Genomic DNA, 19,973 nt, shown 5'->3' with positions numbered 1-19,973 from the left:
CGTTCGCCACGCCCGGTCACGCCGGTGCCTCTCCGGCGCGGTCGGTGTCGGTGTCGGTGTCCTCGGCGGCGGCGAGCTGGCCACACGCGCCGTCGATCTCGCGACCTCGGGTGTCCCGTACGGTGGTGGACACCCCGGCGTCGCGCAACCGCCGGACGAACTCCCGCTCAACCGGCTTCGAGCTCGCGTCCCAGCGACTGCCCGGCGTCGGATTGAGCGGGATGAGGTTCACGTGCGCCAACTTGCCGGCCAGCAGCCGCCCGAGCAGGTCGGCTCGCCACGGCTGGTCGTTCACGTCCTTGATCATCGCGTACTCGATCGACACGCGACGGCCCGTCCGGGCGGCGTAGTCCCACGCTGCGTCCAGCACCTCGGCTACCTTCCAGCGCTGGTTTACCGGCACGAGTTCGTCGCGCAGATCATCATCGGGCGCGTGCAACGACAGCGCAAGGGTCACTGAGAGGTCTTCGCTGGCCAGTCGGTGGATGGCCGGAACCAGGCCGACCGTGGAAACGGTGATGTGCCGCTGGGACAGGCCGAGCCCCTCCGGAGCCGGGCTGACCAGGCGACGGATCGCGCCGATCACCCGAGAGTAGTTGGCCAGTGGCTCGCCCATGCCCATGAAGACGACGTGCGACAGTCGCGGCGGAGAGCCGGCGACCGCGCCGGAGGCCGCGACCCCCGCCAGGTACACCGCCTGGTCGACGATCTCGGCGGTGGACAGGTTACGGGTCAGCCCGGCCTGGCCGGTGGCGCAGAACGGGCAGGCCATGCCGCAGCCGGCCTGGCTGGAGATACAGACGGTGACCCGGTCCGGGTAGCCCATCAGCACGCTCTCCACCAGCGAGCCGTCGTGCAGCCGCCAGAGCGCCTTGCGGGTCGCGCCATCGTCGCAAGCCAGCTCCCGCACCGGGGTGAGCAGCTTGGGCAGCAACTGGTCGGCCAGCCGCTCCCGGGTCGCCGCCGGCAGGTCGGTCATCGCCTGCGGGTCGCGGACCAGCCGCCCGAAATAGTGGTTGGAGACCTGCTTGGCGCGGAAGGCCGGCTCGCCCAGGCCGGCGACCAGCGCCTGGCGGCCGGCAAGGTCCAGGTCAGCGAGGTGCTGAGGTGGCATCGAGGCTCGGCGTGCGGCGGGGGCGTCCGAGGTGGCGGGGATCAACGGCAGGCTCGTCATGGCTGGTCCAGTGTGTCACGCCATCGGCGACACGTACCTGTCCGGAGGTGTCGAACCGGCCCCGACCACTGGATCGGGCTGACCGTGCCGACGTGTTCCATGCCTCACTTCACCAACGGCACGAAGATCGCCAGCAACAGGTACGCGGTCGGCACCGCGAACAGGATCGAGTCCAGTCGGTCCATCAGCCCGCCGTGGCCGGGCAGCAGGTTGCTCATGTCCTTGACCCCGAGGTCGCGCTTGATCATCGACTCGGCGAGGTCGCCGAGGACCGCCGCGCAGGAGACGGCCACCCCGAACACCGCACCCCACCAGAGAGCCACGTCGAACATCAGCCACAACAGCAGGGCACTGCCCAGCGCCGCCGCGGTGACCGAACCGGCGAAGCCCTCCCAGGACTTCTTCGGGCTGATCGACGGCGCCATCGGGTGACGACCGAACGAGACGCCCGCGGCGTACCCGCCGGTGTCGGAGAGGACCACCGCGATGAGCGTGGCCAGGATGCGCAGCGGGCCGTCGTCCGGCGCCGCCGCCAGCAGCGCCGCGAACCCGGCGAGGAACGGTACGTAGACGGCGATCAGGGTGGCTGCGGTGAGATCCCGCTGAAAGCCGGCCGGGCCATCGCCCAACCGCCAGATCATGGTGCCCACGACGGTGACCAGCAGCCCCAGGCTGAGCGCGTCCGGGCCGGCGAACCAGGCCAGACCCACGGTCAACACGCCGCCAGCGATCAGTGGCACCAGCGGCGGGTGCGCGCCGCTGCGCCGGACCGCCCGGGCCATCTCCCAGATGCCGACGCCCACGGCTGCGGCGATCACGAACAGGAACGCCAGCGGGTAGAACACCAGCGGCACCACGATCAGCGCGCCGAGACCGAGACCCACCCCGATCGCCGCCGGCAGGTTCCGGCCAGCCCGCCCGGTGCCCACCTGCTGGGTGGCCGGTCGGTCGGCGCTCGCGCGGCGTCGGCCCTTCGACCGCCGGCCGGGCGGAGGCTCCGACTCGGTCGCCGGGTCCTGGTCCGGCCCAAGGTCGTCCCGCACCGGTTCGAGCTGTGCGGTCGGATACCCGGCATCGTCGTCGTACCGGACCGGGCCATCGCGGTCGTCGTGGCGCATCGGGCCGTCGTAACGGTCGGGCACGTCGTAGCGCTCGGGGGCGTCGTAACGCTCGGGGCCGTCGTAACGGGCCGGGCCGTCGCCGCCAGCGGGCGGGCGGGCGTCGTACTGGCCGACACGGCCCCGCTCGTCGTACCGGTCCGGCTGGTTGCGGTCGTCCTCGTACCTGCCCCGGCCGTCGAAGCGGTCGTGCCGGTCCCGGTCGTCCGGGCGGACCGGCCGGCCGCGCTCGTCGTACGGCTCTGCCGGATACGGGCCGGCGGGGTACGGCTCTGCCGCGTACGGGTCGGCGGGGTACGGGTCGGCCGACGGGCGGGTGCGCGGCTCGGCATACAGCTCAGCGCCAGCAGCCGGACGGCGGCTCCGATGGCCCGGCTCGAACTCCGGCTCGGGCCAGGGCAGGGCCACCGGGTGCTCCGGCCGGTCCCAGCTACGAGGCTCGCTGCTGTAGGGGTCGGGGTGGGACATCACGCACCGCGACGCGGCACGAGTACCACCACATGACGCAAGACCACAAGCATCCCCTACACGCGCGACTTTTGTTCCTCCGGTTGACCGCCCCGACGGTCGGTCGATTCCCGGTGTTCACCGCCCGGTGGCCGGGAATCCTGCCGAGCCTACTGCACCGGCCTCCGGCGCGAGGTGGACGATGGCGCCCCGGCCTCCCCGCCCTGGCAGCGAGCGGGGCGAAGGCGGCGCCGGCCAGGGCCCACCCGGACCGGCGGATCCCTCGCTGACCGGCCGGATCCCTCGCTGACAGACGGCAAGAGGCCCGTCCCCGGATCGGGGTCGGGCCTCACGTCGACTGCACGCCCGGCGGATGCCGGGCCGGAGGTCAGACCTCCAGCAGCTCGGTCTCCTTGTGCTTGACCAGGTCGTCGACGCTGGCCGCGTAACGCTGCGTCAGGTCGTCCAGCTCCTTCTCGGCGCGGCGACCATCGTCCTCGCCGGCCTCGCCGTCCTTGACGATCCGGTCCAGCTCCTCCTTGCCACGGCGGCGGACGTTGCGGATCGCCACCTTGGCCTCCTCACCCTTGTGCCGGGCGACCTTGATCATGTCGCGGCGGCGCTCCTCGGTCATCTGCGGGAGCAGGATGCGCAGCTGGGTGCCCTCGTTGTTCGGGTTCACTCCGAGGTCCGAGTCGCGGATCGCCTTCTCCATCGCGTTGATCTGCGAGTTGTCGTACGGCTTGATGATGGCCATCCGCGGCTCGGGGATCGCGATGGACGCCATCTGGGTCAGCGGCGTCGGGGTACCGTAGTAGTCGATAATGATCTTGGAGAACATGGCGGGGTTGGCGCGACCGGTACGGATGGCGCCGAACTCCTCCTTGGCGTGCTCCACCGCACGCTCCATCTTCTCCTCGGCCTCGAGGAGGGTGTCGTCGATCACCGGTCTCCTCGCCTCCTTCTGTGCTCGTCGTGGGCTCTGCTGAAAGTCGCCGGGACCGCTGCTGCCGTCGCCGCGGGCGGGGCCAGGCTCAGGCGGTGATCAGGGTGCCGATCTTGTCGCCAACCACCGCGCGGATGATGGTGTCGTCACCCTGCGCGCCGAAGACCAGCATCGGCAGGCCGTTCTCCATGCAGAGGCTGAACGCCGCCGCGTCGGCCACCCGCAGGTTGCGGCGCAGCGCCTCGGAGAAGGTGATCGAGTCGAGCTTGCTGGCGGTGGGGTCGATCCGGGGGTCGGCCGTGTAGACGCCGTCCACGCCGTTCTTGCTCATCAGCACCACGTCAGCCCGGATCTCCAGCGCCCGCTGAGCGGCAACGGTGTCGGTGGAGAAGTACGGCATCCCGGCGCCGGCGCCGAAGATGACCACGCGGCCCTTCTCCAGGTGCCGGATCGCCCGCAGCGGAATGTACGGCTCGGCGACCTGGGCCATGGTGATGGCACTCTGCACCCGGGTCTCGATGCCTTCCTTCTCCAGGAAGTCCTGCAGGGCGAGGCAGTTCATCACGGTGCCGAGCATGCCCATGTAGTCGGCGCGGGCCCGGTCCATCCCGCGCTTCTGCAGCTCCGCGCCGCGGAAGAAGTTGCCGCCGCCGACCACCACGGAGACCTGCACACCGCGGCGGACCACGGTGGCGATCTGCCGGGCGATGGCCTGGACGACGTCCGGGTCGACGCCGATCGCGCCGCCACCGAACACCTCACCGGAGAGCTTCAGCACCACCCGGCGGGCCCGCCCGGGCGGCGGTGCCGTCGGATCGTTCGCCGCCAGCGTCCGGTCACTCACAACCTGCGTCATCCGCCCCGCCCTTCCCCACGCGCACGCCCCGTGCGCCGCGTACCGCGAACCTGCCGCTGCCGACCTTATGTGACGAGGAGGCCGCGGTGCCTGTCACGTACACCGGCGGCCTCCTCGTCGACGTTTCCTGCCCACGGGCGCGTGCGGCGCCCGGTGGCGGCTCAGGCCTGGCCGACCTCGAACCGCACGAAGCGGGTGACCTCGATGCCGGCCTCGGCCAGCACCTGCTTCACCGACTTCTTGTTGTCAGTGACCGACGACTGCTCGACCAGGACGTAGTCCTTGAAGAAGGCGTTCACCCGGCCATCGACGATCTTCGGCAGCGCCGCCGCGGGCTTGTTCTCCTCGAGGGCGGTCTGCTCGGCGATACGCCGCTCGGACTCGACGACCTCGGCCGGCACCTCGTCACGGGTGAGGTACTTCGGCCGCATCGCGGCGATCTGCATGGCGACGCCACGAGCGTCGGCGTCGCCGGCCTCGTCCGCCTTGCCGGAGTACTGCACCAGCACGCCGACCGCCGGGGGCAGGTCCTGGGCCTTGCGGTGCAGGTAGACGGCGGTGGTGCCGTCCAGCTTGGCGAAGCGGTTGAGGACCAGCTTCTCGCCGATCTTGACGGACTGCTCCTGGATCAGGTCAGCGACCGGCTTGCCGTTCAGCTCGCTGGCCAGCAGCTCCTCGGCGCTGTTCACGCCGGAGCGCTCGCCGTGCTCGACCAACTGCTGGGCCAGGGCGATGAACGAGTCGGTCTTGGCCACGAAGTCGGTCTCGCAGTTGAGCTCGAGCAGCGCCTGGCCGGAGTGGGCCACCAGGCCGTTGGCGGCCGTCCGGCCGGCCCGCTTGCCGACGTCCTTGGCGCCCTTGACGCGCAGGATCTCGGTTGCCTTGTCGAAGTCGCCCTCGGCCTCGGTCAGCGCCTTCTTGCTGTCCATCATGCCGGCGCCGGTGAGGTCGCGGAGCTTCTTGACGTCCGCGGCGGTGAATTGGGACATGGCTCTCTCTTCGGTGTTGAGACGGCGTGTGGATGGTCAGAGGTGCCGGTTACCCGGATCCGGGCCGATCGTGCCCGGCATACCGCCGCTGCCCCGCCGTACGAAAAAACGGACGGCGGGGCAGCGACGGGGCGGTCACTCCGCGGTGGCGGTCGCCGGCTGCTCGGTGGCGGCCTGCGCCGGCTGCTCGGGGGCGGCGGTCGGCTGCTCAGTGGCGGCCTGCGCCGGCTGCTCGGCCGGGGCGGCCGACTCGTCGGCCTTCTTCGGCTCCTCGAGCAGCTCGCGCTCCCACTCGGTCAGCGGCTCGTCGCTCGCGACACCCGGCTCGGGCTTCTCGTCGGTGCCCCGACGGCGGCCGGAACGCGCGATCAGACCGTCCGCGACGGCGGCGGCGACGACCTTGGTCAGCAACTCGGCCGAGCGGATCGCGTCGTCGTTACCCGGGATCGGGAAGTCGACCTCGTCCGGGTCGCAGTTGGTGTCGAGCACCGCAATCACCGGGATGCCCAGCTTGCGGGCCTCATCGACGGCGATGTGCTCCTTCTTGGTGTCGACGATCCAGACCGCAGCCGGCAGCTTCTGCATGTCCCGCAGACCACCCAGCGTGCGGGTGAGCTTGATCTTCTCGCGGGAGAGCTGCAGCGTCTCCTTCTTGGTGTACCCGGCGGCCGTGCCGCTGAGGTCACCCAGACCCTCCAGCTCCTTCATCCGCTGGAGCCGCTTGTACACCGTCTGGAAGTTGGTCAGCATGCCACCGAGCCAGCGGTGGTTGACGAACGGCTGGCCGACCCGGGTCGCCTGCTCGGCGATAGCCTCCTGGGCCTGCTTCTTGGTGCCGACGAACAGGATGCTGCCGCCCTCGGCGACGGTGCCACGGACGAACTCGTACGCCTTCTCGATGTAGTCGAGGGTCTGGCGCAGGTCGATGATGTAGATGCCGTTGCGCTCCGTCATGATGAAGCGCTTCATCTTCGGGTTCCAGCGCCGGGTCTGGTGCCCGAAGTGGACACCGCTCTCCAGCAGCTGGCGCATGGTCACGACGGCCATGGTGGGGTACTCCTCAAGATCCCTGGTTGTCACGCCCGGCCGGTGGCCGGGCGTCCTGGCGCCTGGTCGCCGGCCATGGTGCTCCCGACAAGATCGGGACCAGGGAGGCCGTCGCTCCACGACGATTCGTGGAGAGGGCGCGCGAGGTCGACCGCGCAAGGCGGTCGCCAGTTGGCAGTGTACGCCCCTCACCCGTCCGACCGCCCCGGGGTGCGCGCCGCCACACTCTGGCCGCACGGTCACCGCCCGCCCCGTCCGCCCGCCGCGCTTGCATGATCCGCACTACTTCAAGGAAAGAGTGGCCTCCGCGTCCCCCGAGGCCACTCTTTCCAGATGTTGCGCGGATCATGCAGTTTCGGCTTGGCGTGGCGCGGCCGGGGCCGCGGCCCGGTCCGACGCGGCCCCGAGCGGCGCGGGCCCGCCCGGTCCGACGGCGGTGCGGGCACGGCCCGAGCGGTGCGGCCCGCCCGGGAGTGGCCGCGGTGGGTCAGCCGGCGGCGAGCGCGGCGGCGACGAAGAGCACCAGGCCGGCGATCAGGTAGGCCGCCGGTGGGCGCAGCCAGCCCCGGCCGTCGGAGAGTGCCAGACCGCCGGTTCGTAGCCCATACAGCCCGGTCGCGAGGATCGGCAGCCCGGCGACCAGGGCGATACCCGTCACCACGTTCCCGGCCGACAGCGGATCACCGGTCACACCGGCCAACAGCACCCGCAGCGCCGGGGCCTCGAAGATCAGCACCAGCAGGGTGAAGAGCGCAGCCAGTGCCGGGCGGCGGGTCCGGTAGACGCCGTCGGCGACCGGCGGGTACGCCGGCGGCTCCCCCGCGGGCAGATCGCCGCCCCGGGGACCGACCGGGGCCATCGGACCAGTCGGCATCTCCAGCGGGTGCGGCTGATCGCCGCTCCGGGCCGGTTCGACGATCGGGTACCCGCCGAGCGGGGCCGGACGAGTCTGGTCGGCGAGCAGACCGGCCGCCGGGTCGCCGACGAGTGCCGCCTCGCGGGCGCCGGTCGGCGGTGTCGACTCCCGGCCAGCGACCAGCGGCGAGCCCGCCGACGCCGCGTCCCGGGCAGCCCGCCGACCGGGTAGCTCACCGGAGACCTCCGACGGGTCACGGTCTGCCCGCCGTGAACGGGTCGCCCGGTAACCGTCGGCCTCCGGCCGGCCGTCACTCAACGGGTCGACCACGCCGAACCGTCCCGACTCACGCTCCGACGTACCGAAGCGGCCAGCCTGAGCGTCGACGGCGCCGAAGCGACCGGAGTCCGGCTCCGGCGTGCCGAAGCGACCGGCGTCCACCGCGCCGAAGCGGCCAGAGTCCGGCTCGCCGAGCCGGTCGGGCACCGCCGCGAACCGGCCCGAGGTGCTCTCGGGCGGCGTCAGGTCGGTCCCGGTCGAGCCGACCCGAGCCGAGTCCCGGCGCCGACCCGCACCGGCGTCCTCGCCATAGCGCCCCTCGTCGGCACCGCGCTGCTCGGGAACCTCGTCGTCCCGGTACCGCGGCTCGCCCGCGCCACGCCACTCCGACTCGCCGTAGCCGCGACCCCGCTCGTCGGGATGCCAGCGAGACTCCTGATCTTCCGGAAAGCTCCGTCGTCCGTCCACGTCCGGCACCGTATGCGACCGGCCGCGACCGCGCCATTCAGCCCCGCCGCCGCCACCGCTGCTGACCTCTCCACAACGTGCGGCGACACCGTGCGGGCAGGTCACGCGAAGGTGCGTGGTGACACGGAGGCTCAGCGGGCCGACCGCCCGAGCAGGTCCATGTCGGCGAGGAACGCAGGCTCGCCGCCCGAGCCGGGGTCGGGGTGCGAATCGCGCTGCGCAGCTGTCCCTCTTGGAGGAGTTGTCGCTGGTCGTCCGCCGCGAGGACGGCTACGCCCTCGCCCCGCACGCTCGACCGAAGCGCGGGACGCCGGCACCGGAGACGCCGACGACAGCAGCGCACGGAACGCCGACCACACCGGCGCCGACCACACCGGCGGTGACCACAGGGGCGCCGGCGCCACTGCCGGCCGCGCGAACGACACCGGCGGTGACCACAGTGGCGCGGCCGGCGGTGGACGACGCTCGGCCGTAGGCTGGTGCCGTGCCAGCTGTCAGCGGGGATGCGCGGGCTGATCGACCGGCCCGCACCGCGACGCCGCCGGCCGGGCGGCGATGAGCCGGCCCGCCCGGGGCACCCGGGCCGTGCACCAGGAGTTGCCGCCCGCGCTGCGCGATGCGGTCGACGACTTCGCCGAGCACCTGTCCAGGGTCCGCAACCGGTCGGCGCACACCGTCCGCGCGTACGTCACCGACCTGGTCTCACTGCTCGACCATGCCGTCCGGATGGGCTGCGTCGACCTGGCCGAACTGGACCTGTCGGTGCTGCGCAGCTGGCTGGCCCGACAGCGGACCACCGGTGCCGCCCGCACATCGCTGGCCCGGCGGGCCGCGTCGGCGAGGGCGTTCAGCGCGTGGGCGCACCGGGCGGGGCTACTCCCCGCCGACGTGGGCGCCACGCTGGCCAGCCCTCGCGCGCACCGGGAGCTGCCTTCGGTCCTGCGCGCCGACCAGGCCGCCGCCCTGGTCGAGGCACCGACCCGGCTGCCACCCGTCCCCACATCAACGCTGAAAACACCGTCCGGGGCAACGCAAATCAGGGCAACGCCGGGCGGGCCGACACCGGATGCGACGACTGGCACGGCAGAAGGTGCGGCGGCCGAGGCCGTCCCGTTGCGCGACCGGGTGCTGCTGGAACTGCTCTACGCCACCGGGGTGCGGATCAGCGAGGCCTGCGGGTTGGACGTCGGAGACGTCGACCACGGCCGCCGGGTGATCCGGGTGTTCGGCAAGGGCGGGCGGGAGCGCTCGGTGCCGTACGGGGTGCCAGCACAGCGGGCGCTGGACGACTGGCTGAGTCGGGGGCGCCCAATTCTGGCCGGCGCCCGCTCGGGTGACGCGCTGCTGCTCGGCGCCCGGGGCGGCCGGCTCAACCCGACCACCGCGCGGCAGATCGTCGGCGGGTACGCCGAGGCCAGCGGCCTGCCCCGGACCAGCCCGCACGGGCTGCGCCACACCGCCGCCACCCATCTCCTGGAGGGCGGCGCGGACCTGCGCGCCGTGCAGGAACTGCTCGGCCACTCGTCGCTGGCCAGCACACAGATCTACACGCACGTCTCGGTGGAGCGGCTACGCGCTGCCTACCGCCAGGCCCACCCCCGCGCCTGACCCCGGGCGGGCCGGCTCCGCATGGACGCAGCCCGGCAGATGCAACAGCGAACGCCACCAGCGGCCGCAGCCAGCGACGGGCAGCCAACCGAGCCACGGCCGATCGGCGCCGGCCCTGCCTGGTTGGCGAACCGCTCGGTGATGATCGACCGGCGGTTACGCTCATCGGGTGAGCGTCCCGCAACCCCCCGAGCCGATCCCGGGCGCCCGCCTGCTGTTCGCCCTCGACCCGGCGGTCAGCCATCTCAACCACGGCTCGTTCGGGGCGGTGCCGATCGGCGTGCAGCGCGCCCAGCAGCGCCTGCGCGACGAGATGGAGAGCAACCCGCTGCGCTTCTTCACCCAGGGGCTGGTCGATCGGATCGCGCACACCCGCCGGCACCTCGCCGGGTTCCTGGGTGCCGACCCGGATGGCAGCGCCCTGGTCGGCAACACCACCACCGGCGTCGCCGTGGTGCTCCACTCGCTGGGCCTGCAACCCGGTGACGAGGTGCTCAGCACCGACCACGGGTACGGGGCGGTGAGCCTGGCCATCCAGCGGGAGTGCCGCCGGACTGGAGCGGTCAGCCGGGTCCTGCCGGTCCCGCTGGCGGCCACCGACGAGCAGGTGGTGCAGACCATCCGTGCCGGCCTGCGCCCAGGGCGGACCCGGCTGCTCGTCGTCGATCAGCTCACCTCGGCCACCGCCAAGCTCTTCCCGACCGCCGCCATCGTCGGGGTGGCCCGGGAACACGGCGTGCCGGTCCTGGTGGACGCCGCGCACGCGCCGGGCATGCTGCCGACCCCGGTGAGCAGCATCGGTGCCGACTTCTGGGCGGGCAACCTGCACAAGTGGGGGTACGCCCCCCGCGGGACCGCCCTGCTGGCGGTGGCCGAGACGTGGCGGGACCGGATCGAGCCGCTGGTGGTCTCCTGGGAGCAGGACTCCGGCTTCCCGGCCCGGATCGAGTGGCAGGGCACCCTCGACTACACCTCCTGGCTGGCCGCCCCGGCGGGCCTGTTCACGTTGCGCAGTCTCGGCGTCGACCGGGTGCGGGCGCACAACGCCGCGCTCGCCGCGTACGGCCAGCGGGTGGTGGGCGACGCGCTGGGGGTGTCCCCCGCCCGCCTGCCCGACCCGGGTGGACCGGGGGTTGCTCTGCGTCTCATTCCGCTGCCAGCTGGCACGGCCACCACCATCGACGCGGCGCGGGCGCTGCAGACACGGATCGGCGAGCGGCTGGCTGCCGAGGTGGCGGTGACGAACTGGAACGGGCGGGGGTGGCTGCGGCTCGCCGGTCAGGTCTACAACACCGCCGACGAGTACGAACGGTTGGCCGTGCGGCTGCCGGCGCTGCTCGCCCAGCGCTGACCCCTCTGAGAGGGAGCAGTCGGATCGGTCCGAGGCCGAGCAGGGCCAGCGGGTCGAGATATTGCGCGCCTCGGCGCAGCCCCCAGTGCAGGCAGACCACGGCCGGGCAGCCCGGATGCCCGGGCAGCAGCTCGCCCAGTGGCGCACCGGCGGTGACCGGCTGGCCGGGGCGTACCGCCGGGCGCACCGGCTCGTGGGTGGTCCGCAGCCCGCCGGCGTGCCCGACGGTGACCACCGGTCGACCGGCCACCAGGCCCGCGAAGAGCACGGTGCCCGGCCCGGCGCTGCGGACCACCGCCCCCGGCGGGGCGGCAAGGTCCACCCCCCGCTGCCCGGCCAGCCACGGCCGGGGCGGCGGGTCGAACCGGCGCACCGGGCGGGGCGGCCCGTCGACCGGCCAAGGGAACCGCCCCGGCCCGGCGTCGGCCGGGACGGACGCCACCACCGCGACCGGCACGACCGGAGCCGGTGGACGACCGGGCACAGCCCGCGACCAGCACCGCGAGGCAGCAGAGCTGGATGGTGAGCGCGAGTGGAAAGGCGGCGCAGAGCAGCACGGTGCGGCGGATCGAGCCGGTACGCGGGGCGGGTGGCGGTCGCATGACGGCAGCCTCCGACCGGGCCCGGGTCGCCCACCACCTCGGGCGGCCGAGCTGTGGATGACCGGCGGTGCTGTGGACGACCACCCGGAGCCGTCAACGATCTGCTATGTCAGAGCCGCCCGAGGCTCCATAGGCTGGGCGGATGAACCGGGACTGGCTCGCCTGGCACAGCGACTACGACCAGCCGGGTTCGGCGCTGGCCGCCCGGCTGGCCGAGGTGCGGGGTCAGGTCCGGGCTGCCCTGGACCGGGCGCCGGCCGGGCCGCTGCGGGTGGTCAGCGCCTGCGCTGGCCAGGGTCGGGACCTCACCCCGGTCCTCGCGACGCACCCCCGCCGCGACGACGTGACCGCCCGTTTGGTCGAGCTGGACCCGCGCAACGCCGCGGTGGCCGTGGCCGGCGCCGAGGCGGCAGGTCTCACCGGCGTGCAGGTGGTGGTCGGCGACGCGGCGGTGACCGACGCGTACGCCGATCTGGCCCCGGCCGACCTGGTGCTGCTCTGCGGGGTGTTCGGCAACGTCTCGGACGCCGACGTCCGGGCCACCATCGGGCACAGCGCCGCACTCTGCGCGAGTGGCGGCACGGTGATCTGGACGCGGCATCGGCGTGAGCCCGATCTGGTGCCCACCATCTGTGACTGGTTCGTGCAGGAGGGTTTCGCCCCGGTCGCGGTCGGTACCCCGGCGGACGGGGTCGGCGTCGGCGTGCACCGCCAGCTCGGCCGTCCCCGGCCGCTGCCGTCCGGAGTGACGATGTTCCACTTCCTCCCCCGCTGACCCACCACGCCGCAGACCCGCCAATCTGCCGCTCCCGTCACCCGACCGGCCGGCCCCGCTGCCGGCAACTCCCGCCGCTCGGGGAGGCCGCGCACGGGGCAGTGCTGGGACCTTCGCGGAGGGCCTAGGCTGGGCCGCGAGCGCGATGCAGCGCCGCCGCACGGACCGGGGAGGCCCACATGACCGTTGTCGATGACCGGAAGTCGGGGCCGGGCAAGGACGACAGCACGCCGTACCCCGGGGCCGTCGGCGCGCCCACGGTGGCCGACGTGAGCGGCCCGTCCCGGCTGGCCGAGGCGGACGAGGCGATCAGTGCCGAGGAGTTGCAGCTCGCGGCCCGCAACCACGGCATCCCGTTGGAGGCGCTGCGCTACGACGTCACCCCGGCCGGGCTGCACTACCTGCTCATCCACTACGACATCCCGGAACTGGACCCGGACACGCACGCGCTGACCGTCGGCGGTGCGGTGGACCGGCCGCTGACCGTCACCCTGGCCGAGTTGCGCGAGCGGCCCCGGGTCACCCACCAGGTCACGCTGGAGTGCGCCGGCAACGGTCGGGCTTTGCTGCACCCCCGGCCGGTCAGCCAGCCCTGGCTGGTCGAGGCGGTCGGCAACGCCGAGTGGACCGGCACCCCGCTGGCGCCGCTGCTGCGCGAGGCGGGTCTCGGTCCGGACGCGGTCGACGTGGTCTTCACGGGCGCCGATCACGGCGTCGAGCGCGGGGTGGAGCAGGACTACCAGCGGGCGCTGCCGGTCGCCGACGCGCTGCGTGAGGAGGTGCTGCTGGCGTACGAGATGAACGGGTCTCCCCTGCTGCCGCAGCACGGCGCGCCGCTGCGGCTGATCGTGCCGGGCTGGTACGGCATGGCGCACGTGAAGTGGGTTCACTCGATCGACGTCCGGACCGAGCCGTTCGAGGGCTACCAGAACGCGGTGGCCTACCGGGTGCGCCGTGACGCCGACGATCCGGGAATGCCGGTCACCAGGATCGAGCCGCGCGCGCTGGTCCGCCCGCCCGGCTTCCCCGACTTCATGTCCCGCCGCCGGGTGCTTCGGGCGGGACCGTGCACTCTGGACGGTCGGGCCTGGTCGGGGCACGCGCCGGTGGTCGCGGTGGAGGTGACCACCGACGGCGGGGCGAGTTGGGTACCGGCCGAGCTGGACCCGGCGGAGGGCGGGGATTTCGCCTGGCGACGGTGGCGCCACGAGTGGACCGCGACGCCGGGCCGGTACGTGCTCGGCGCGCGGGCGACCGACGCGTCCGGGCGGACCCAGCCGGTCGAGCAGCCGTGGAATCGTGGTGGCTTCGCCAACAACCTGGTGCAGCGGGTCGAGGTCGTGGTGCCGGCCGAGTGACCGGTCGCGAGGGCTATGCCACGGGTGGGGGGCCCGTGGTACGCCCGGGCGGGACGGGCGCGGTCAGCCGCCGAAGCCGGAGTCGGCGGGCAGCGAGATGTCGGGCTTCTCCAGCTCCTCGACGTTGACGTCTTTGAAGGTCATCACCCGGACGTTCTTCACGAAGCGGGCAGGACGGTACATGTCCCACACCCAGGCGTCGTGCATCTCGACCTCGAAGTAGACCTCGCCGTCGGAGTTGCGCACGTGCAGGTCGACCTGGTTGGCCAGGTAGAACCGGCGTTCCGTCTCCACCACGTAGGAGAACTGGCGGACAATGTCGCGGTACTCCCGGTAGAGCTGCAGCTCCATCTCGGTCTCGTACTTCTCGAGATCTTCCGCGCTCATCGCACTCCGCCTTCCATGACCACATCTTCCCCCACCGGCGCCGGAGGCTGAGGCTGCTCGCCCAACGCCACGCCGACGGTACCCCCTGACGCCCAGGAGCGCTCCATCGGCTCGTCCGCGCCGGGACCGACGGGCCGACGGGCGCGCGGCGGCCGGCCGTCACGGCCGGAGATCGCGGCGACATTGATGTACGAGAACCGGTGCTCCCGGCACGGCCCGTGCTCGCGCAGCGCCGCGGTGTGCTCCGGGGTGATGTAGCCCTTGTGCTCGGCGAAGCCGTACGCCGGGAACACCCCGTCCAGCTCCACCATGATCCGATCCCGGGTGACCTTGGCGAGCACGCTGGCCGCCGCCACGCAGGCGGCCACCCGGTCGCCCTTCCACACCGCCAGCCCCGGCACGCCCAGGCCGTCCACGCCGAAGCCGTCGGTCAGCACGTACTCCGGCCTGGTGGTGAGCGAGGCGAGCGCCCGGCGCATCGCGGCCAGGTTGCACACGTGCAGACCCCGGGAGTCGACCTCCTCGGCCGGAATGACCACCACGGCGTACGCCAGTGCGCGGTCCACGACTTCCGCGTACACCCGCTCCCGGCTGGCCGGGGTCAGCAGCTTGGAGTCGGCCAGCTCGTCGATCTCGCCGCGCCGCCCCTCGGGGAGGATCGCCGCGGCGGCGACCAGTGGACCGGCGCACGCGCCTCGGCCGGCCTCGTCGGCCCCGGCCACCTGCCGGAAGCCGCGCCGTTGCAGCGCCCGCTCCAAGGCGTACAGCCCGGCCTCCCGGCGCACGACGGTGCGCGGTGGGGTCAGCACGACGCCTCGTCCCGGCCGGCGTCGGCGGTTGGGCGCAGGAGCCGCGTCAGCAGGGCTGGCAGCTCGGCCGGGTAGTACCGCTCACCGCTGGCCGCCAGTTCGGCCGGCGGCCACCACCGGTGACCGGCGATGCTGCGCTGCTCGATGTCGTCGAAGCCCGCGGTGTCCACCTGCCATGACGGCACCCGGAGCAGGAAGAAGTCCTGCTGCTGGCGGTACCACCTGCCGTCGAACGGAAACTCGGTGGTGTCGGACCAGACCGGCTCGCCCAACTCGGCGGGGTCGAGCCGCAACCCGGTCTCCTCGGCCAACTCCCGGGCCGCGCCGGTCGCGGGCGACTCCGCCGGATCCAGCCCGCCGCCCGGCGTGAACCAGTAGCGGTGCCCGGGGCGGGCCGGGTCGAAGCCGTGGAAGAGCAGGACCCGGCCGGCCGCGTCGACGAGCAGCACGCGGGCCGCGCGTCGAGGGGTGTAGACGGTCACCGCCCCAGCCTGCCAGACCGACGGCGGATCGCCCACGCCCCGGTCGGCCTACGGCTTCGGGATGCCCTCGAACTGCTCCGGCACGGTCAGCCAGGTGGCCCGGTTGACCGGCCAGAAGACGGTGAACGCCCGCCCGACCACCTCGTCCTCGGGGATGGTGGCATCGGTGATGTTCTGCCCGGACTGCTGCCAGTGCTCCAGCGAGTCGCCCGAGGCCGAGCGGTGGTCGCCCATCACCCACAGCCGCCCCTTCGGCACGGTGATGTCGAACTCCTGGTCGGCCGGCTTGTCGCGGACCCCGTCCATCGAGAAGATGTACGGCTCGTCGAGCGCCTTGCCGTTGATCACCAGCCGCTCCTGCGGGTCGCAGCAGACCACGTGGTCGCCGCCGACGCCGATCACCCGCTTGATGAAGTCCTCACCGTCGGGGTTGCCGCTCCACTCGGTGGGCGCCTTGAACACGATCACCTCACCGCGGTGCGGTGACCGGAAGTCATAGACCAGCTTGTTGACCAGCACCCGGTCATCGATCTTGAGCGTGTTCTCCATGGACGGGGAGGGGATGAAGAAGGTCTGCAGCACGAAGGCGCGGACCAGCACCGCGACCAGGATCGCCACACCCAGCAGGATCGGCAGCTCCTTCCAGAAGGAGCTGCGGGGCTTGTCGGTCTGCTCGTCAATCACGCCAAGGAGCCTACGTTGCCGGACTGGACGGCACCGTCCGGAACGCGCGAGAACCCCGCAGAGCGGCTACCAACGGAAGAAGCAGCAGCACACCGCCCTGCGGAGTCGGTCGGACCGGGGGCGCCCCGGAGGACGCGGCGCGCGGCCCGGCCACGTCGTCGAACGTCGACGGCACCGACAGCGCGTTCCACCGGGAGGACGGCCAGACCACCATGAAGGCCCGGCCCACCACGTTGTCGATCGGCACCGGGCCCTGGCAGCGCGCGTCCTGGGAGACCTCCCGGTGGTCGCCCATCACGAAGATCTGGCCGGGCGGTACGACCACCTCGTCGAAGCGCCGGGAGCGGCACTCCCCCGGGTTAGGTGGCAGGTCCAGCGGGGAGTCCCGCAGCACGTACGGCTCGTCGAGCGGGGTGCCGTTGACGGTGACCCGGCCCTGGCTGTCGCAGCACTTGATCCGGTCGCCGGGCAGGCCGATCACCCGCTTGATGAAGTCCTTTTCACCGGGGCGGCTCACCCCGACCAGGTCGCCGACTGTCCGGGTGAGCTTGCCGGCGAAGCCCGGCTCGGGCTGCTCGTCGACCTGCGGCGCCCAGCGGTCGGTGCCCCGGAAGACGACCACCTCGCCGCGCACCGGGTCGCGGACGTCGTAGACGACCTTGTTGACCAGCACCCGGTCCCCGATCAGGAGGGTGTCCTCCATCGAGCCGGACGGAATGAAGAACGCCTGGAGCAGGAAGGTGCGGATCAGCACCGCGAGGCAGAACGCGACGACCAGCAGCAGCGGCAGCTCCTGCCAGAGGGGCATCTGCCGGCGGGTGCGCCGGGCCCGTCGGCGCCACGGATCGACGGTGCCGTCCTCGTCAAGCGTCTGCACCACGCCACTCCCCGGTCCGCAGATACACAACCGCCCGGGAGCCTCGTCGAGGCTCCACGGGCGGTTGTGGACGGCTGCCCGCCACGTGGGCGGGGCCGCCGCCTCGCTGCGCCCGTACGACCAGGGTAGTGCGGTCCGGTCGGTACGGCATACGCTCAGTTCAGGCGGCGTGGCGAGCGTGAAGTCAGCTGGGCTGCTTCTCCCGCTTCTCCTTGATCTTGGCCTTCTTGCCGCGCAGCTCGCGCAGGTAGTACAGCTTGGCGCGACGCACGTCACCGCGGGTCACGATCTCGATCCGGTCGATGCCCGGGCCGTTGATCGGGTAGGTCCGCTCGACGCCGACACCGAAGCTGACCTTGCGGACCGAGAAGGTCTCGCGCAGTCCGTCACCCTGGCGGCGGATGACGACGCCCTGGAAGATCTGGACACGGGACCGGTTGCCCTCGACGACCCGGGCGTGCACCTTGACGGTGTCACCGGCCCGGAAGTCGGGAAGGTCGGTCCGCTTCGACTGGGCGTCAAGGGCGTCCAGGATGTTCATCGCTGCGTCCTCGTAAGGCTCACGGCGCACCGTCACTCGGCGCGCGGGTGGGTAATTCTGATCTCCGGGTGGTGGTCGGCGAGCCGACCCCGGTCGGGGATCCTCGCGGCCGCCCGCGGGCGCGGACGGATGCGGCAACCCCTCTACTTTGCCACATCATCCGGTGGCGACTGAAATCCGGCCCGGTCCAGCGCCGCGATGTCCCGTTTGTCGAGCTGATCGGGCGGCAGGGCGGCGAGCAGGTCCGGGCGCCGGGCGGCGGTGCGCAGCAGCCCCTCCTCGCGCCGCCAGCGGGCGATCTTCCCGTGGTCGCCGGAGCGGAGCACCTCCGGCACCTCGTGCCCGCGCCAGCTCGGCGGCTTGGTGTAGATCGGCGCCTCCAGCAGCCCGTGCGCGTGCGACTCCTCGTCCAGCGAGCCGGCGTTGCCCAGCACGCCGGGCAGCAGCCGGGTGACCGCCTCCAGGATCACCAGCACCGCCACCTCGCCACCGAAGAGCACGTAGTCGCCGAGCGACACCTCGGTGACCGGCATCCGGGTCGCGGCGTGCGCCAGCACCCGCTGGTCGATCCCCTCGTACCGGCCGCAGGCGAAGAGCAGGTGCGGCTCGGCGGCCAGCTCGTAGGCCATGGCCTGGGTGAACTGGGCACCGGCCGGTGAGGGCACCAACAGCCGGGGCGGCGGGGCCTCGGCCGGCGCGAGCGCGTCCAGCGCCTCACCCCACGGCTCCGGGCGCATCACCATTCCCGGCCCGCCGCCGTAGGGGGTGTCGTCGACCGTGCGGTGCACGTCGTGGGTCCAGGTCCGTAGGTCGTGCACGGCGAGCTGGAGTACGCCGTTGGCCCGGGCACGTCCGATGAGCGACAGGTCCAGCGGGGCGAAGTACTCCGGAAAGATCGACACGACGTCGACGCGCATGCGGGGGTGCTCCAGCGGGCTAGAGATCGAGCAGTCCGGCCGGCGGGTCGACGATCACACGTCCACCGGCCAGGTCGACCTCCGGAACGATCGCCCGGACGAACGGGATCAGCGCGGTACGCCCCTCGGGGCGCCGCAGCACCAGCAGGTCCGAGGAGGGGGCGTGGTCGATCCGGGCCACCTCGCCCAGCCGCTCACCTGTTGGGGTGACCACGGCCAGCCCGACCAACTGGTGGTCGTGGAACTCCTCCGGGTCCTCCGGCGGCTCCACGTCGGCGCTGTCCACCACGAGCAGGGTGCCGCGCAGCGCCTCGGCGCCGTCGCGGTCCAGTACGCCGTCGAACGCCACGAGCATCCGCCCCTGGTGCCAGCGGGCCGCCTCGATGGTCAGCTCCGCCGGGACCCGGAACAGCACCCCGGGCCCGTCCGCCGGCTCGGGCGGCGGAACCGCCCCCGGCTCGGTGCGCAGCACCAAGCCAGGGGCGAACCGCGCTTCGGGCTCGTCGGTCCGCACTTCCACGGTGACCTCACCGCGGACGCCGTGCGGCTTGCCGATCCTGCCAATGACGAGCTGCATCAGTACGAGTCGACGATGTCGACGCGTACCCCGCGCCCGCCGATGGAGCCGATCACCTGGCGCAGCGCCTTGGCGGTCCGGCCGGACCGCCCGATCACAGTGCCGAGGTCCTCGGGGTGCACGCGGACTTCCAGCCGCTTGCCCCGACGGGAATCGACCATCCGCACCCGGACGTCGTCCGGGTGGTCGACGATGCCCTTGACCAGGTGCTCCAACGCCGGACGCAGAGGCATGTCAGGCCTGCTCACCGGCGTCGGCAGCGGCGGCCGGGGCCTCAGCCGGAGCCTCGGCCGGAGCCTCGGTCCTCGGAGCCTCGGTCTTCGGAGCCTCGGTCTTCGGAGCCTCGGTCTTCGGAGCCTCGGTGGCCTTGGCGGCCTTCTTGGCCGGCTTGGCCGGGGCCTCCGGGGCGAGCCCGGCAGCGGCCTTCGCCTCAGCCTCGTACGCCGCCTTGCGGTCGGCCCGCTCGGGGGCGACCAGCAGCGGCGGCGGGGCCGGCAGGCCCTTGAACTTCTGCCAGTCACCGGTCAGCTCCAGCAGCCGCTGCACCGCCTCGCTCGGCTGAGCGCCGACGGACAGCCAGTACTGGACCCGCTCCGACTTGACCTCGATGACCGAAGGGTCCTCCTTCGGCTGGTACACCCCGACGAACTCGATCGCCCGACCGTCACGCTTGGTGCGCGAGTCGGCGATGACGATGCGGTACTGCGGGTTGCGGATCTTACCCATCCGCAGGAGCCGGATCTTTACGGCCACAGTTGTTTCGCTCCTGTTGCGATCTCACCAGCCCGGCACGGGCGGTGTGTATGGGTGAGCGCCGACGGCACA

The 19,973-nt window shown here is 72.6% G+C and carries 21 protein-coding genes and 1 pseudogene; 4 read left to right on the top strand and 18 right to left on the bottom strand.

Annotated features, from left to right (window positions below):
• Nucleotides 1-16 precede the first annotated feature (16 nt).
• The 7 genes from rlmN to OG470_RS14460 form a co-directional block, all read right to left on the bottom strand.
• A complete protein-coding gene (rlmN, locus tag OG470_RS14490) occupies nt 17-1,174 on the bottom strand; it encodes a 23S rRNA (adenine(2503)-C(2))-methyltransferase RlmN (RefSeq protein WP_328424554.1) in 1,158 nt (385 codons plus the stop codon).
• 104 nt (nt 1,175-1,278) lie between these two features.
• Nucleotides 1,279-2,760 carry a phosphatidate cytidylyltransferase gene (locus OG470_RS14485; protein WP_328424552.1) on the bottom strand — a complete coding sequence of 494 codons (1,482 nt, stop codon included), beginning with the start codon at nt 2,758-2,760 and terminating at the stop codon, nt 1,279-1,281.
• A 367-nt stretch (nt 2,761-3,127) separates the two neighbouring features.
• Nucleotides 3,128-3,685, bottom strand: coding sequence for a ribosome recycling factor (gene frr, locus OG470_RS14480; RefSeq protein WP_328424550.1), 558 nt, complete (start codon nt 3,683-3,685; stop codon nt 3,128-3,130).
• A gap of 88 nt (nt 3,686-3,773) precedes the next feature.
• Complete coding sequence (pyrH, locus tag OG470_RS14475; protein WP_328424548.1) at nt 3,774-4,541, bottom strand: UMP kinase; 768 nt, start codon at nt 4,539-4,541, stop codon at nt 3,774-3,776.
• 161 nt (nt 4,542-4,702) lie between these two features.
• On the bottom strand, nt 4,703-5,530 hold the full coding sequence (gene tsf / locus OG470_RS14470) for a translation elongation factor Ts (RefSeq protein ID WP_328424546.1): 828 nt from the start codon (nt 5,528-5,530) through the stop codon (nt 4,703-4,705).
• Nucleotides 5,531-5,665: 135 nt separating this feature from the next.
• The gene (gene rpsB / locus OG470_RS14465) at nt 5,666-6,577 is read right to left on the bottom strand and encodes a 30S ribosomal protein S2 (protein ID WP_328424544.1); all 912 of its coding nucleotides are present in this window, start codon (nt 6,575-6,577) and stop codon (nt 5,666-5,668) included.
• Nucleotides 6,578-7,064: 487 nt separating this feature from the next.
• Nucleotides 7,065-8,180 carry a hypothetical protein gene (locus OG470_RS14460; RefSeq protein ID WP_442931123.1) on the bottom strand — a complete coding sequence of 372 codons (1,116 nt, stop codon included), beginning with the start codon at nt 8,178-8,180 and terminating at the stop codon, nt 7,065-7,067.
• A 555-nt stretch (nt 8,181-8,735) separates the two neighbouring features.
• On the opposite strand from OG470_RS14460, the gene OG470_RS14455 reads away from it, so the two are divergent.
• Both OG470_RS14455 and OG470_RS14450 read left to right on the top strand, forming a co-directional pair.
• A complete protein-coding gene (locus OG470_RS14455; protein ID WP_328424542.1) occupies nt 8,736-9,788 on the top strand; it encodes a tyrosine recombinase XerC in 1,053 nt (350 codons plus the stop codon).
• A 169-nt stretch (nt 9,789-9,957) separates the two neighbouring features.
• Complete coding sequence (locus OG470_RS14450; protein ID WP_328424540.1) at nt 9,958-11,139, top strand: aminotransferase class V-fold PLP-dependent enzyme; 1,182 nt, start codon at nt 9,958-9,960, stop codon at nt 11,137-11,139.
• Between the two features lies 1 nt (nt 11,140).
• Here the strand turns inward: OG470_RS14450 and OG470_RS14445 are convergent.
• Nucleotides 11,141-11,749, bottom strand: a pseudogene (locus tag OG470_RS14445) (murein hydrolase activator EnvC family protein); the annotation flags it as partial.
• Between the two features lie 134 nt (nt 11,750-11,883).
• On the opposite strand from OG470_RS14445, the gene OG470_RS14440 reads away from it, so the two are divergent.
• Together OG470_RS14440 and OG470_RS14435 are read left to right on the top strand one after the other, a co-directional pair.
• The gene (locus OG470_RS14440; RefSeq protein ID WP_328424538.1) at nt 11,884-12,516 is read left to right on the top strand and encodes an SAM-dependent methyltransferase; all 633 of its coding nucleotides are present in this window, start codon (nt 11,884-11,886) and stop codon (nt 12,514-12,516) included.
• Between the two features lie 179 nt (nt 12,517-12,695).
• Nucleotides 12,696-13,874, top strand: a complete 1,179-nt coding sequence (locus OG470_RS14435) for a sulfite oxidase (RefSeq protein WP_328424535.1) — start codon at nt 12,696-12,698, stop codon at nt 13,872-13,874.
• Between the two features lie 63 nt (nt 13,875-13,937).
• Here the strand turns inward: OG470_RS14435 and OG470_RS14430 are convergent, their stop codons facing one another.
• The 10 genes from OG470_RS14430 to rpsP all read right to left on the bottom strand — a co-directional run bounded on the left by OG470_RS14430 (nt 13,938) and on the right by rpsP (nt 19,901).
• The gene (locus OG470_RS14430) at nt 13,938-14,261 is read right to left on the bottom strand and encodes a DUF2469 domain-containing protein (protein WP_007075222.1); all 324 of its coding nucleotides are present in this window, start codon (nt 14,259-14,261) and stop codon (nt 13,938-13,940) included.
• Nucleotides 14,258-15,070 (bottom strand): ribonuclease HII, encoded by an 813-nt coding sequence (locus tag OG470_RS14425; RefSeq protein WP_328424533.1) that lies wholly within the window; start codon nt 15,068-15,070, stop codon nt 14,258-14,260. The genes OG470_RS14430 and OG470_RS14425 overlap by 4 nt, the downstream gene beginning before the upstream one ends.
• On the bottom strand, nt 15,064-15,552 hold the full coding sequence (locus OG470_RS14420; protein WP_328424531.1) for an NUDIX hydrolase: 489 nt from the start codon (nt 15,550-15,552) through the stop codon (nt 15,064-15,066). The genes OG470_RS14425 and OG470_RS14420 overlap by 7 nt, the downstream gene beginning before the upstream one ends.
• 48 nt (nt 15,553-15,600) lie before the next feature.
• Entirely contained in the window at nt 15,601-16,236 is a 636-nt protein-coding gene (gene lepB / locus OG470_RS14415; RefSeq protein WP_328424529.1) for a signal peptidase I, read from the bottom strand.
• Nucleotides 16,237-16,246: 10 nt separating this feature from the next.
• Nucleotides 16,247-17,116: a signal peptidase I gene (gene lepB / locus OG470_RS14410; RefSeq protein WP_328424527.1), complete on the bottom strand. Its 870-nt coding sequence runs from the start codon at nt 17,114-17,116 to the stop codon at nt 16,247-16,249.
• Nucleotides 17,117-17,297: 181 nt separating this feature from the next.
• Nucleotides 17,298-17,654 (bottom strand): 50S ribosomal protein L19, encoded by a 357-nt coding sequence (rplS, locus tag OG470_RS14405; protein ID WP_091245871.1) that lies wholly within the window; start codon nt 17,652-17,654, stop codon nt 17,298-17,300.
• A 143-nt stretch (nt 17,655-17,797) separates the two neighbouring features.
• Nucleotides 17,798-18,571, bottom strand: coding sequence for a tRNA (guanosine(37)-N1)-methyltransferase TrmD (gene trmD / locus OG470_RS14400; RefSeq protein ID WP_328424525.1), 774 nt, complete (start codon nt 18,569-18,571; stop codon nt 17,798-17,800).
• 19 nt (nt 18,572-18,590) lie between these two features.
• Nucleotides 18,591-19,148 carry a ribosome maturation factor RimM gene (gene rimM / locus OG470_RS14395; protein ID WP_328424523.1) on the bottom strand — a complete coding sequence of 186 codons (558 nt, stop codon included), beginning with the start codon at nt 19,146-19,148 and terminating at the stop codon, nt 18,591-18,593.
• On the bottom strand, nt 19,148-19,408 hold the full coding sequence (locus OG470_RS14390) for an RNA-binding protein (protein WP_172862164.1): 261 nt from the start codon (nt 19,406-19,408) through the stop codon (nt 19,148-19,150). The genes rimM and OG470_RS14390 overlap by 1 nt, the downstream gene beginning before the upstream one ends.
• Nucleotides 19,383-19,901, bottom strand: a complete 519-nt coding sequence (gene rpsP / locus OG470_RS14385) for a 30S ribosomal protein S16 (RefSeq protein ID WP_328424521.1) — start codon at nt 19,899-19,901, stop codon at nt 19,383-19,385. Before rpsP ends, OG470_RS14390 begins: the two co-directional genes overlap by 26 nt.
• Nucleotides 19,902-19,973 lie beyond the last annotated feature (72 nt).

Origin of the sequence: Micromonospora sp. NBC_00389, assembly GCF_036059255.1 — a bacterium.
Classification (GTDB): Bacteria; Actinomycetota; Actinomycetes; order Mycobacteriales; family Micromonosporaceae; genus Micromonospora.
Note: the sequence above shows the minus strand (reverse complement) of the source record. Positions and strands in the feature narration are given on the sequence as shown.